At 37.8% G+C, this 13,691-nt stretch carries 9 protein-coding genes; 8 read left to right on the plus strand and 1 reads right to left on the minus strand.

The window, feature by feature from the left end; all coding sequences use genetic code 11:
- Nucleotides 1-5 precede the first annotated feature (5 nt).
- On the minus strand, nucleotides 6-1,001 hold the full coding sequence (locus HMPREF2607_RS07900) for a LacI family DNA-binding transcriptional regulator (protein WP_004182253.1): 996 nt from the start codon (nucleotides 999-1,001) through the stop codon (nucleotides 6-8).
- Between the two features lie 141 nt (nucleotides 1,002-1,142).
- On the opposite strand from HMPREF2607_RS07900, the gene HMPREF2607_RS07905 reads away from it, so the two are divergent.
- From HMPREF2607_RS07905 to HMPREF2607_RS07940, 8 genes are all read left to right on the plus strand, one after another.
- Nucleotides 1,143-2,309: a galactokinase gene (locus HMPREF2607_RS07905; protein ID WP_060934054.1), complete on the plus strand. Its 1,167-nt coding sequence runs from the start codon at nucleotides 1,143-1,145 to the stop codon at nucleotides 2,307-2,309.
- Nucleotides 2,310-2,328: 19 nt separating this feature from the next.
- The gene (gene galT / locus HMPREF2607_RS07910) at nucleotides 2,329-3,810 is read left to right on the plus strand and encodes a UDP-glucose--hexose-1-phosphate uridylyltransferase (RefSeq protein ID WP_070476613.1); all 1,482 of its coding nucleotides are present in this window, start codon (nucleotides 2,329-2,331) and stop codon (nucleotides 3,808-3,810) included.
- Nucleotides 3,811-3,839: 29 nt separating this feature from the next.
- Nucleotides 3,840-4,841, plus strand: coding sequence for a UDP-glucose 4-epimerase GalE (gene galE, locus HMPREF2607_RS07915; protein ID WP_002888050.1), 1,002 nt, complete (start codon nucleotides 3,840-3,842; stop codon nucleotides 4,839-4,841).
- Nucleotides 4,842-4,910: 69 nt separating this feature from the next.
- Complete coding sequence (galM, locus tag HMPREF2607_RS07920) at nucleotides 4,911-5,957, plus strand: galactose-1-epimerase (RefSeq protein ID WP_048790040.1); 1,047 nt, start codon at nucleotides 4,911-4,913, stop codon at nucleotides 5,955-5,957.
- A gap of 110 nt (nucleotides 5,958-6,067) precedes the next feature.
- Entirely contained in the window at nucleotides 6,068-7,972 is a 1,905-nt protein-coding gene (locus HMPREF2607_RS07925) for a sugar MFS transporter (protein WP_014632923.1), read from the plus strand.
- 3 nt (nucleotides 7,973-7,975) lie between these two features.
- Nucleotides 7,976-10,993: a beta-galactosidase, LacZ type gene (locus HMPREF2607_RS07930; protein ID WP_060934052.1), complete on the plus strand. Its 3,018-nt coding sequence runs from the start codon at nucleotides 7,976-7,978 to the stop codon at nucleotides 10,991-10,993.
- A gap of 437 nt (nucleotides 10,994-11,430) precedes the next feature.
- A complete protein-coding gene (locus tag HMPREF2607_RS07935; protein ID WP_230310587.1) occupies nucleotides 11,431-12,651 on the plus strand; it encodes a tetratricopeptide repeat protein in 1,221 nt (406 codons plus the stop codon).
- A gap of 93 nt (nucleotides 12,652-12,744) precedes the next feature.
- On the plus strand, nucleotides 12,745-13,587 hold the full coding sequence (locus HMPREF2607_RS07940) for an aldo/keto reductase (protein ID WP_070476616.1): 843 nt from the start codon (nucleotides 12,745-12,747) through the stop codon (nucleotides 13,585-13,587).
- Nucleotides 13,588-13,691 lie beyond the last annotated feature (104 nt).

Raw genomic sequence — 13,691 nt, forward strand, 5'->3', positions numbered from 1 at the left:
GATTGTTATTTCGTACTTTCTCTCAGAGTCAGTTTAGTGCCCAACATAGTAAGTGTCGGGATTTCTCTTGGAGCCAAGACTTGTTTATTGAGGACATCCATGGCAGTTCGTCCCATTTCTTCGGTATAAACAGTAACACTAGAAAGTGGCGGATAAACTTGTTTGGCTAGACTGGTGTCATTAAAGGAGATAATCTGGATATCTTCTGGGACATTAATGCCATTTTCCTGAAGGGCTCTAAGAGCACCGATAGCCAGACTGTCACTAGCTGCAAAGTAGGCATCTGGTAGGGGTGTACCACTTGCTATTTTAGAGGCTAAAAGGTCATAGCCAGATCGAACTGTAAAATTACCTGAAAGAATCAAAAGAGGGTCATAGATGCTCTTTTCAATACAGTAGTTACGATAAGAACGTAAACGAGGCTCCGGAACGATTTCAGTTGAATCCGTTGTTTTTTCTTGCCCTGTTAAAAGACCGATGCTCTTACACCCTTGCTCAGTGAGATAACTTAGTGCCGTTTGAACAGCATTTTCAAAGTCAGTTGTCACACAAGGATGTCCCTGAAGTAGGGTATCACTATCTACAAAGACCAGTGATCTACCCAATGATTCCAATTCAGTAATCTGTTCACGACTAAACTTTCCGATACAAAGTATACCTATGACTTCTTCAGCGAGACTAAAAGGAATGTCATTGAAATAACGAAGCATCTCGTAGTCTAGCTCATGGGCTCTTGTTTCAATTCCAAGCCGAATGTTGTAGTAGTAGAGATCGTCTAACTCATCTTCCTCACTTACCCATTGGATAATTGCCACTTGATGTTTTTCTTTTTTCAAGTTTCCGATTTTCTTATGTTTGGTATATCCGATTTCATCTGCCGCAGTTAAAATACGGTGCCTGGTTTCTTCAGTAACGGAGAGGTTTTCATCTTGGTTGAGAACACGTGAAACAGTTGCGATTGATACATCAGCCAATTTTGCGATATCTTTTAATGTAGCCATATTGTTCTCCTTTCATCCAAAGTATATCATAAATTCTAAAATTTTACCTATTTTTTTACTAAAAAAACAGTAAAAATATTGATTTTCCTTGTGAAAGGGGTTACACTGTTAGTGTAAAAAAGAATAAGCGAGGTACATCCTATGAAGACATCACAGTTAAGAGAAAAGTTTAAAGAAGTTTTTGGTGTAGAAGCAGAACATACTTTCTTTTCTCCAGGTCGTATTAATTTGATTGGTGAGCATACGGACTACAACGGTGGTCATGTATTTCCAGCAGCCATTACCCTAGGTACTTACGGAGCGGCCCGCAAACGTGATGACAAAGTTTTGCGTTTCTTCTCAGGTAACTTTGAGGATAAAGGCATCATCGAAGTACCACTTGAAAATCTTCGTTTTGAAAAAGAACACAACTGGACAAACTATCCAAAAGGTGTTCTTCATTTCTTGCAAGAGGCTGGTCATACGATTGATTCAGGTATGGATATTTACATCTATGGTAACATTCCAAATGGATCAGGCTTGTCATCATCATCATCTTTGGAATTGTTGATTGGTGTTATTGCTGAAAAACTTTATGACCTTAAATTGGAACGCCTTGACTTGGTTAAAATCGGTAAGCAAACTGAAAATGACTTTATCGGCGTTAACTCTGGTATCATGGACCAATTCGCTATTGGTATGGGAGCTGATCAACGTGCGATTTACTTGGATACAAATACTTTAGAGTATGACTTGGTACCACTTGACCTTAAAGACAATGTTGTTGTTATCATGAACACTAACAAACGTCGTGAATTGGCTGATTCTAAATACAATGAACGTCGTGCTGAATGTGAAACAGCAGTATCTGAACTCCAAGAAAAACTTGATATCCAAACACTTGGTGAATTGGACCTCTGGACATTTGATGCATACAGCTACTTGATTAAAGATGAAAATCGTATCAAACGTGCACGCCATGCAGTTCTTGAAAATCAACGTACACTTCAAGCCCGTAAAGCTCTTGAATCAGGGGATTTGGAAGGCTTTGGACGCCTTATGAATGCTTCTCACGTGTCATTGGAACATGATTACGAAGTGACAGGTCTTGAACTTGATACTTTGGCACACACAGCATGGGAACAAGAAGGTGTTCTTGGAGCTCGTATGACAGGAGCGGGATTTGGTGGATGTGCCATTGCGTTAGTAAACAAAGATAAAGTTGAAGATTTCAAAAAAGCAGTTGGTCAACGTTATGAAGAAGTCGTTGGTTATGCACCAAGCTTCTATATTGCTGAAGTAGCTGGCGGTTCACGAGTACTTGATTAATGAGAAAGAAGTAGAGATTATGGCTGAAAATTTAGTAAACACTTTTGTAACTCTGGTTATTGAAAATAGTGATTATGAGGAATTGGACCGTATCTATTTGACAAACAAAGTTTTTGCTTTGGTTGGAGAAGGAGTTGCTGATGTTGAAACAGATAGCTCTGAATTGATTGACCTTAAAGACCAGTTGCTTCAAGCAGGTGTTAAAGCTGGTTCAGTAGGTGAACTTAATGAAGAACAAGATATCATCGGTGCTCAACTCATGGACTTGATTACACCGAGCCCTAGCCTTGTCAATCGTAACTTCTGGGATACTTATAAATCTGACCCAGAGCAAGCAATTGCTGACTTTTATGCACAAAGTAAACGAAATGATTATGTAAAAGTTAAAGCTATTGCACAAAACATTGCTTATAAAGCACCTACTAAATACGGTGACTTGGAAATTACGATTAACCTTTCAAAACCTGAAAAAGATCCAAAAGCCATCGCTGCTGCTAAAAATGCGGTAGCTTCTGATTATCCAAAATGCCAACTTTGTATGGAAAATGAAGGTTATCTTGGTCGCATCAATCACCCAGCACGTAGTAATCACCGTGTTATTCGTTTCCAAATGGAAGGAAATGACTGGGGCTTCCAATATTCACCATATGCTTACTTTAATGAACATTCTATCTTCTTTTATGGTAAGCACGAACCAATGCACATCAGTCCATTGACTTTTGGTCGTCTCCTATCAATTGTTGAAGCATTTCCTGGTTACTTTGCAGGTTCAAATGCCGATCTTCCAATTGTAGGTGGTTCAATTCTTACACATGAACACTATCAAGGTGGTCGCCATACCTTCCCAATGGAAGTAGCAGGCATTAAAGAAAAAGTTAGCTTTGATGGTTACTCTGATGTTGAGACTGGTATCGTTAATTGGCCTATGTCAGTTCTTCGTTTAAGAAGTGAAGATAAGGAAAGACTTATTGCTCTTGCAACCAAAATTTTAAATTGCTGGCGTGGTTATTCAGACGAAAAAGCTGGTGTCTTGGCTGAGTCTGATGGACAACCTCACCACACCATTACCCCAATTGCTCGTAGAAAAGACGGCAAATTTGAATTGGATTTGGTTCTTCGTGACAATCAAACTTCTGAAGAACATCCAGACGGTATCTACCACCCACATAAAGATGTTCAACATATTAAGAAAGAAAACATTGGTTTGATTGAAGTTATGGGATTGGCCATTCTTCCACCTCGTTTGAAAACAGAACTTAAAGATGTTGAAGACTATCTATTGGGTCAAGGCAATCAAGTAGCTCCAATTCACCAAGAATGGGCAGATGAACTCAAAGCTCAAAATCCGAATGTTACGGCTGAGGAAGTGACAGAAGTTGTTCGCCAATCTGTTGCAGATATCTTTGCTCGTGTACTAGAAGATGCAGGTGTTTATAAGACTAATAGTGAAGGCTTAGATCAGTTTAAAGCATTTGTAGATTTTGTAAATTTAGCTGATTAATTGTTTTTTCTGAAGAAAGGAGATAAGAAATGGCAATTTTAGTATTAGGTGGAGCTGGTTATATAGGTTCTCACATGGTTGATCGCTTAGTTGAAAAAGGTCAAGAAAAAGTAGTAGTAGTAGATAGTTTGGTAACAGGTCATCGTGCTGCCGTACATCCAGATGCTATTTTCTATCAAGGCGATCTCTCTGATCAAGATTTTATGAGAAAGGTCTTCAAAGAAAACCCTGATGTTGATGCCGTTATTCACTTTGCGGCCTATTCATTGGTTGGTGAATCAATGGAAAAACCACTCAAATATTTTGATAACAATACAGCTGGAATGGTTAAATTGCTTGAAGTTATGAACGAATGCGGTGTTAAATACATTGTCTTCTCATCAACAGCAGCAACTTACGGTATCCCAGAAGAAATTCCAATTCTTGAAACAACACCACAAAATCCTATCAACCCATATGGTGAAAGTAAGTTGATGATGGAAACTATCATGAAGTGGTCTGATAAAGCTTATGGTATTAAATATGTGCCACTTCGTTACTTCAACGTTGCTGGTGCAAAACCTGATGGATCTATCGGTGAAGACCATGGTCCAGAAACTCACCTTCTTCCAATTATCCTTCAAGTAGCTCAAGGTGTTCGTGAAAAAATCATGATTTTTGGTGATGACTACAACACTCCTGATGGTACAAATGTTCGTGACTATGTTCACCCATTTGACTTGGCTGATGCTCACCTCCTTGCTGTTGAATATCTTCGTAAAGGTAATGAATCTACAGCCTTTAACTTAGGTTCATCAACAGGTTTCTCAAACCTTCAAATTCTTGAAGCCGCTCGTAAGGTAACTGGTAAAGAAATTCCAGCTGAAAAAGCTGATCGTCGTCCTGGTGATCCTGATACATTGATTGCTTCATCTGAAAAAGCACGTACAGTTCTTGGATGGAAACCACAATTTGATAACATCGAAAAAATCATCGCAAGTGCTTGGGCATGGCATTCTAGCCATCCAAAAGGGTACGATGATCGAGGATAATTAAAATAATAAACAAAGGGTCAAAGAGTATATATAATTATTGTACTCTTTGTTTTTTGAGGAAATAATATGAAAATAAGCTGCGAAATTATTGGAAAAGTTGATTCAGGCGATGTCAGTAAAATTTCAATGGAAAATAATAATGGTGTTGTCATTTCCACACTCACAACAGGTGCTACACTTCAGGAGTTTTTGGTTCCAACGGAAACTGGTGCTCATAAAAATATAGTACTTGGTTTCAGTGATTACGAGGATTACTATAAGAATAATTTATGTACCTGCCAGTCCATTGGTAGGGTTGCTGGAAGAATTGGGAAAGCTTCGTATACTCATAATATGGTTCTTTATAGCCTTCCTAAGAATGAGGGAGAAAACTGTTTACATGGCGGTCCAAAGGGAATGCAGGTTCAAAATTGGAACTATGTCACAAACCTGAATGATGAATATGTTGAGACAAAGTTTGTTAGAAGACTTTATTCAAGTGTAGATGGCTTTCCTGGTGATGTTACAGTCTCTATTAGTTATAGACTTAACAATAATAACCGCTTAACAATACTCTTTGAAGCCTTCGATGTTACAGAGTCAACAGTCTTTAATCCGACAAACCATGTTTACTTTAATCTTAGTGACAAACAGGATTTATCAAGTCATGAGTTACAAATCTATTCAGACTATCGTTTAGAGTTGGATTCTGAGTTAATTCCAACAGGACAAAAAATTAATGTAGATGGAACAAATTATGACTTTAGAAAGACAACTGACTTACTACCTCGAATTGAAGCAAATAACGGTTTTGATGATGCCTTTGTAGTTGGAGGGGAAACTTGTGATCATGTGAAAGAAGTAGCTATTTTGCATGACAAAGAAAGCGGAGATGGTATTGAAATCTTCTCTAACAGAAATGGTTTAGTTATTTATACTATGGATATTATAGAGGATAATATTTACTTTGCGAGAGATAAAGGCAAAATGGCAAAAGGACGAGAAGCTATAGCTATGGAAGCTCAAACACTCCCAGATGCCGTTAATCATACAGATTTTGGAGATATCATCTTGGAGGAGGGTCATAGTGTAAGCTATGAAATCGGTTTCCAATATTTTAATTCATCAAAATAATCATGTTTTAGTAAAAGTTTAGTAAAAAATCACTAAAACTATTGACGATTTAAACTAATACTTATATAATGTAAGCGTATTCAAAAAACAACTAACAGGAGGTTTTCGTAATGGGAAAATCTAAAGGTCAAATGAAGTCTCGTCTATCCTATTCAGCTGGTGCTTTTGGTAACGACGTCTTCTATGCAACGTTGTCAACATACTTTATCATGTTTGTGACAACTCACTTGTTTAACACAGGTGATCCAAAGCAAAATAGTCACTACGTACTATTAATTACTAACATCATCGCTATTTTGCGTATCTTGGAAGTATTTATCGATCCATTGATCGGTAACATGATTGATAACACTCATACTAAGTATGGTAAATTCAAACCATGGGTAGTTGGTGGTGGTATCATCAGTTCTATCGCCTTGTTGCTTCTCTTCACCGATTTAGGTGGTTTGAATAAAACAAATCCTTTCTTGTACCTTGTACTTTTCGGAATTATCTACCTTGTAATGGATGTCTTCTACTCAATTAAAGATATCGGTTTCTGGTCAATGATTCCTGCCTTGTCTCTTGACAGTCATGAACGTGAAAAAATGGCAACTTTTGCCCGTATTGGTTCTACGATTGGTGCCAATATTGTAGGTGTTGCCATCATGCCAATCGTTTTGTTCTTCTCTATGACGAACAGTAGTGGCTCTGGAGATAAATCTGGATGGTTCTGGTTTGCATTTATCGTTGCTCTCATTGGTGTGATTACATCAATTGCTGTTGGTATTGGTACACGTGAAGTTGAGTCAAAACTTCGTGATAACAAAGAAAAAACTAGCCTTAAACAAGTCTTTAAAGTTCTTGGTAAAAACGACCAATTGATGTGGTTGTCTCTCGGATATTGGTTCTATGGTCTTGGTATTAATACACTTAATGCTCTTCAACTTTTTTACTTCACATTTATCCTTGGTGATCCAGGGAAATACTCAATCCTTTACGGATTGAATACAGTTGTTGGTTTGGTTTCAGTTTCACTCTTCCCTAGCCTAGCTGGTAAATTCAACCGTAAACGTTTGTTCTATGGATGTATTGCAGTAATGCTCGGTGGTATCGGAATCTTTAGTATTGCAGGAACATCACTTCCAATGATCTTGACTGCTGCTGAACTCTTCTTTATTCCACAACCTCTTGTGTTCCTTGTTATCCTCATGATTATCTCTGACTCAGTAGAATATGGTCAATGGAAATTGGGACACCGTGATGAATCACTTACTTTGTCAGTTCGTCCACTTGTTGATAAACTTGGTGGTGCGATGTCAAACTGGCTTGTTTCTACAATTGCCGTAGCTGCTGGTATGACAACAGGTGCCTCAGCATCAACAATTACAACACATCAACAGTCTATCTTTAAGCTTAGCATGTTTGGTTTCCCAGCAGCAGCAATGCTTATCGGAGCCTTCATTATTGCTCGTAAAATCACTTTGACTGAAGCACGTCACGCTGAAATCGTCGAAGAATTGGAACATCGCTTTAGCGTAGCAACTTCTGAAAATGAAGTTAAAGCTAACGTCGTATCTCTTGTAAACCCTACAACTGGTCATTTGGTTGACCTCTCAAGTGTTAATGATGAACACTTTGCTTCAGGTAGCATGGGTAAAGGTTTCGCCATTAAACCTACTGATGGAGCTGTCTTTGCACCAATTAGTGGTACCATTCGTCAAGTTCTTCCTACTCGCCATGCAGTTGGTATTGAAAGTGAAGATGGTGTCATTGTTCTTATCCACGTTGGTATCGGAACAGTTAAACTTAAAGGTGAAGGGTTCATTAGTTACGTAGAACAAGGTGATCGTGTTGAAGTTGGACAAAAACTTCTTGAGTTCTGGTCACCAATTATTGAGAAAAATGGTCTTGATGACACAGTACTTGTCACTGTAACTAATTCAGAAAAATTCAGTGCTTTCCATCTTGAACAAGAAGTTGGAGAAAAGGTAGAAGCTTTGTCTGAAGTTATTACCTTCAAAAAAGGAGAATAATCTATGAACACGACTGAAAAAATTCAAACTTACTTAAACGATCCAAAGATTGTTAGCGTTAATACTGTTGACGCTCACTCAGATCATAAGTTTTTTGAATCTCTTACAGAATTTTCTGAAGGGGAGATGAAGTTAAGACAATCTCTTAATGGAAAATGGAAAATTCACTATGCTCAGAATACAAATCAGGTTTTAAAAGACTTTTATAAAACAGAATTTGATGAAACGGATTTGAATTTCATCAATGTACCAGGTCATTTAGAGCTTCAAGGTTTTGGTTCTCCACAATATGTGAATACCCAATATCCTTGGGATGGTAAAGAATTCCTTCGTCCACCTCAAGTTCCTCAAGAATCAAATGCTGTTGCATCATACGTTAAACATTTTACCTTGAATGATGCATTAAAAAATAAAAAAGTATTTATCTCATTCCAAGGGGTTGCCACTTCCATCTTTGTATGGGTCAATGGTAACTTCGTAGGATACAGTGAAGATTCATTTACACCTAGTGAATTTGAAATCAGTGATTACCTTGTTGAAGGTGATAACAAGTTGGCGGTAGCTGTTTATCGTTACTCTACAGCAAGCTGGTTGGAAGACCAAGACTTCTGGAGACTTTACGGTATTTTCAGAGATGTTTACTTGTATGCTATTCCAAAAGTTCACGTTCAAGATCTCTTTGTTAAGGGAGATTATGATTACCAAACAAAAGCAGGTCAATTGGATATTGATTTGAAGACTGTTGGTGATTACGAAGATAAGAAAATTAAATATGTTCTTTCAGATTATGAAGGCATCGTTACAGAAGGTGATGCATCTGTTAATGGTGACGGTGAACTATCTGTAAGTCTTGAAAATCTGAAAATCAAACCTTGGAGTGCTGAAAGTCCTAAACTTTACAATTTGACCCTTCATGTTTTGGATGATGACCAAGTTGTTGAAGTCGTTCCAGTTAAAGTTGGATTTAGACACTTTGAAATTAAAGATACACTCATGCTTTTGAATGGTAAGAGAATTGTCTTTAAAGGGGTTAACAGACACGAATTTAACGCTAGAACAGGACGTTGTATCACTGAAGAAGATATGCTTTGGGATATCAAAGTGATGAAACAACATAACATCAATGCTGTTCGTACTTCTCACTATCCTAACCAAACACGTTGGTATGAATTGTGTGATGAATATGGACTTTATGTTATCGATGAAGCCAACCTTGAAACACACGGTACATGGCAAAAACTTGGTCTAAGCGAACCTTCATGGAATATCCCAGCTAGTGAACCAGAATGGTTGCCTGCTTGTTTGGATCGTGCCAATAACATGTTCCAACGTGATAAGAACCATGCTAGTGTTATCATTTGGTCTTGTGGTAATGAATCATATGCTGGTAAAGATATTGCTGACATGGCTGATTACTTCCGTAGTGTTGACAATACTCGTCCAGTTCACTATGAAGGTGTTACATGGTGTCGTGAATTTGATTACATTACAGACATCGAAAGTCGTATGTATGCGAAACCAGCTGATATTGAAGAATACCTCACTAACAATCCTCAAAAACCTTATATTTCATGTGAATACATGCACACAATGGGTAATTCTGGTGGTGGATTGAAACTCTACACTGACTTAGAGAAATATCCAGAATACCAAGGTGGATTTATTTGGGACTTCATTGACCAAGCTATTTACAAACTACTTCCAAATGGTAGCGAATTCCTATCATATGGTGGTGACTGGCATGATAGACCTTCTGACTACGAATTTTGTGGAAATGGTATTGTCTTCGCAGATCGTACCCTAACTCCAAAACTTCAAACAGTTAAACATCTTTACTCTAATATTAAGATTGCTGTTGATGAAAAATCAGTAACTATCAAGAATGATAATGTCTTTGAAGATCTTTCTGCTTATACTTTCCTAGCTAGAGTTTACGAAGATGGTAGAAAAGTTAGCGAAAGTGAATATCACTTTGATGTTAAACCAGGTGAAGAAGCAACATTCCCAGTAGAATTCGCTGTTGGAGCTTCAAATGCTGAACGAATTTATGAAGTTGCTTGTGTTCAGAATGAAGCAACTGAATGGGCTCCAAAAGGACATGAAATTGTTCGTGGTCAATATGTTGCTGAAAAGATTAGCACTGAAACACCAGTTAAAGCACCTTTGAATGTTGTTGAAGGCGACTTCAACATCGGAATTCAAGGACAAAACTTCTCTATCTTGCTTTCACGTGCACAAAATACGCTAGTATCTGCTAAGTATAATGGTGTTGAATTCATTGAGAAAGGTCCTAAACTTAACTTTACTCGTGCTTACACTGACAACGACCGTGGTGCTGGATATCCATTCGAAATGGCAGGCTGGAAAGTTGCTGGAAACTATAGTAAGGTTACAGATACTCAAATTCAAATTGAAGATGACTCTGTTAAAGTGACTTATGTTCATGAATTGCCTGGCTTGTCTGATGTCGAAGTTAAGGTGACTTATCAAGTTGATTACAAGGGTCGAATCTTTGTTACTGCAAACTATGATGGTAAAGCAGGTTTGCCAAACTTCCCTGAATTTGGTCTAGAATTTGCTATCGGTTCACAATTTACAAACCTAAGCTATTATGGATACGGTGCAGAAGAAAGCTACCTTGATAAACTTCCTGGTGCCTATCTTGGTCGATATGAAACATCTGTTGAAAAGACATTTGCTCCATATCTAATGCCACAAGAATCTGGTAATCACTATGGTACTCGTGAATTTACAGTATCTGATGATAACCATAATGGACTTAAATTCACCGCACTTAATAAGGCATTCGAATTCAGTGCTTTGCGTAACAGTACTGAACAAATTGAAAATGCTCGTCATCAATATGAGTTGCAACAATCTGATGCTACATGGATTAAAGTTCTTGCTGCTCAAATGGGTGTCGGTGGTGACGACTCATGGGGTGCTCCAGTTCATGACGAATTCTTGGTTAGCTCAGCAGATAGCTATCAATTGAGCTTCGTGATTGAACCACTCAACTAAAGTATTATTGGACTTTGCCTCCAACGATATATTTGATAAAGGAAACTCGAAAGGGTTTCCTTTTGTCATGGTTTGAAGTAAGAAAAAAGGAAACAGATCTCTGTTTCCTTTTAAAATATAACTCAGTTTTCAATTCCCTTAAAAATGGGAGTGGTCAAGTAAAATTATGAAAAAGTGAGTTAAAGTTATTGATATAGAAAAGAGACTAAACCACTCCCAAGACGTTAATGATTTTTTGTAGCTTTAAATGAAACTTGAAGATTATGCCTTGACGTTAATCGTCCAATGGCACTCTATCTAATATAAGTATACAACTTTGGGTTTAGATGTCCCAAAATAAGACTCTATGGATTCTTATCTGTATTGTGATTGGCGACTATTTTTGTCAATAAAAATTTAAGAGGTTGTTGATTTCACTTAGAATATAGTAATCTTCTATGAAAACGTATACAATAGTAGTTAGAGAAATAAACATAGATTGGAGAAGATTGATGACATCATCTTTTGAAGACTTCACAGAAAAAGCAGAAGCATTCTTAGAAGAACATATTACAGAGTATATCAGTGTGGACATGGCTCTTGAAGATTTTGCAAGACAATACAACCAAGGGCTTTTTGATGAGATCACTTCCCCTGATTCAAAGCAGGAGAGAGCTTGGAAACTCATTGAAGAGGCTTATCATTATCACGAGGAAGATCCTTCGAGAAGTCAGGAATTTTTGACAGAAGCTTTAAAACTAGATCCTGAAAATCTTGATGCTAAGCAGATGCTCTTGACTTTTCAAAGTCCTCTTGAACATCTAAAAGGCCTAATTGCTTTAGAAAAAGAGCAAAGGTCCAAGTGGGATCAAGGTCCAAAAATGGGCTGGGCTAATCTTGACGAGCATCCTTATTTGTCTTTGAAGTATAATCTTGCTAAATTTTATTTAAGCAACAGTATGAAGCGGTTTGCTATTAAGGAATTTGAAGAGATTCTAGAGATAGATGTTCAAGATCACATGGGAGTCCGTTACGAATTGATGGCTACCTATTGTAATCTGGAGGATTTTGATAAGGCTAAAAACTTTTTCGAATGTGAGCAAATGGAATATCATGAAGAAGATTTGATGATAGTACCAATGATGACGGTCTCTCTAATGACGGGACATATTGAGGATGCGGATTTCTATTTTGATCTTCTCTATGCAAAAAATCCAGAGTTCGAAAATTATTTAAAAATGATTGAACAAGGTGATGAAGAGCGTCTAGTTGCCGAAACGCTTAAAGTCAACCCTATCTTATTTGAAGCCAATAGTATGCAAAGTCTTTTGATGGTTTTTAATCAAGTCGTTGATCTGTCCCAGTCAGAATATTATTTTACTTGGTTAATCGAAAAATATTGTGCAAAACGTCCACAAAGACATGTTGCGAAAAAGAAAAATCCAGAATTGCACAAACTAATTAGAGAATTGGAAAAAAGTATAGAACCAAGCAAAGCCCTCCAAGGTCTTTCAATAAGTGTGGAGCGTATACTTCGTCAACATGGCTTAATAGAATTTAAAGATTTTAAAAAGAAAACGGAAGAGGAAGTAGCAGCGATTAGAGGAGTTGGAAAGGTGAGCATGGAAATCCTTAAAGAAAATGGTGTTGTCTTTAAAATGAAGCGGAAAAAGAAGTAAGGAACTATTCATCAAACAAGCTGTAGCAAATCTTTGCAATTTTATCTTATATCCTTTAAGATAATTCTGTTACAACTTGAAAAGGAGAACAGGATGGAAACATATACACTTTCAAATGGCGTTACGGTTCCTAAAATTGGTTTTGGGACTTGGCAGATTCCAGAAGGGGAAGAAGCTTATAACAGCGTTAGTTTCGCACTTAAGGCGGGTTACACACATATTGATACGGCGCAAATCTACGGTAACGAGGTTTCTGTAGGCAAGGCGATTGCAGATAGTGATGTGGCGCGTGAGGATATTTTCCTAACGACTAAACTCTGGAATGACAAGCACGATTACGATTTGGCTAAGGCCTCTATCGACGAGTCTCTTGAAAGACTAGGTGTGGATTATTTGGATCTTTTGCTCATCCACTGGCCAAATCCAAAGGCTCTTCGTGAGAATGATGCTTGGAAGGCTGGCAACGCAGGCGCTTGGAAGGCAATGGAAGAAGCCTATAAAGATGGTAAGGTTCGTGCTATTGGGGTGTCTAACTTTATGCAACATCACCTCGAAGCTCTCCTTGAAACGGCTGAAATTGTGCCACATGTTAACCAAATTCTCTTGGCTCCAGGTTGTGCTCAAGAAGATTTGGTTGCTTATTGCCAAGAGCGTGACATTCTTCTTGAAGCCTACAGTCCACTAGGTACTGGTAGCATTTTTGGAAATGAAGACGTAGAAGCAGTGGCTGAACGTAATGGAAAATCTGTTGCTCAAGTTGCCCTACGTTGGAGCCTTCAAAAAGGTTTCTTGCCACTACCTAAGTCAGTGACACCAAAAAATATTGAAGCCAACTTGGATATCTTTGACTTTGATTTGTCGGAGGAAGATATGGCAGTCTTGGATAAGATTCAAGGCATCAAAACTCAGGATAATCCTGACACAGTTAATTTTTAATAGGATAGAAGCAACTCGTAAGGGTTGTTTTTTTATACTGTATATGCCCGAATTTGCTATAATAAGGCTATCCTATCAATCACTTTTAGAAGGGAAGTTATGCT

The organism is Streptococcus sp. HMSC078H03 (genome assembly GCF_001808655.1).
GTDB classification, from domain to species: domain Bacteria; phylum Bacillota; class Bacilli; order Lactobacillales; family Streptococcaceae; genus Streptococcus; species Streptococcus salivarius_G.

Bases quoted from the DNA above. Each gene is read 5' to 3' on its own strand.
- HMPREF2607_RS07900 (WP_004182253.1), bottom strand. From the start codon at position 1,001: ATGGCTACATTAAAAGATATCGCAAAATTGGCTGATGTATCAATCGCA.
- HMPREF2607_RS07905 (WP_060934054.1), top strand. From the start codon at position 1,143: ATGAAGACATCACAGTTAAGAGAAAAGTTTAAAGAAGTTTTTGGTGTA.
- galT (WP_070476613.1), top strand. From the start codon at position 2,329: ATGGCTGAAAATTTAGTAAACACTTTTGTAACTCTGGTTATTGAAAAT.
- galE (WP_002888050.1), top strand. From the start codon at position 3,840: ATGGCAATTTTAGTATTAGGTGGAGCTGGTTATATAGGTTCTCACATG.
- galM (WP_048790040.1), top strand. From the start codon at position 4,911: ATGAAAATAAGCTGCGAAATTATTGGAAAAGTTGATTCAGGCGATGTC.
- HMPREF2607_RS07925 (WP_014632923.1), top strand. From the start codon at position 6,068: ATGGGAAAATCTAAAGGTCAAATGAAGTCTCGTCTATCCTATTCAGCT.
- HMPREF2607_RS07930 (WP_060934052.1), top strand. From the start codon at position 7,976: ATGAACACGACTGAAAAAATTCAAACTTACTTAAACGATCCAAAGATT.
- HMPREF2607_RS07935 (WP_230310587.1), top strand. From the start codon at position 11,431: ATGAAAACGTATACAATAGTAGTTAGAGAAATAAACATAGATTGGAGA.
- HMPREF2607_RS07940 (WP_070476616.1), top strand. From the start codon at position 12,745: ATGGAAACATATACACTTTCAAATGGCGTTACGGTTCCTAAAATTGGT.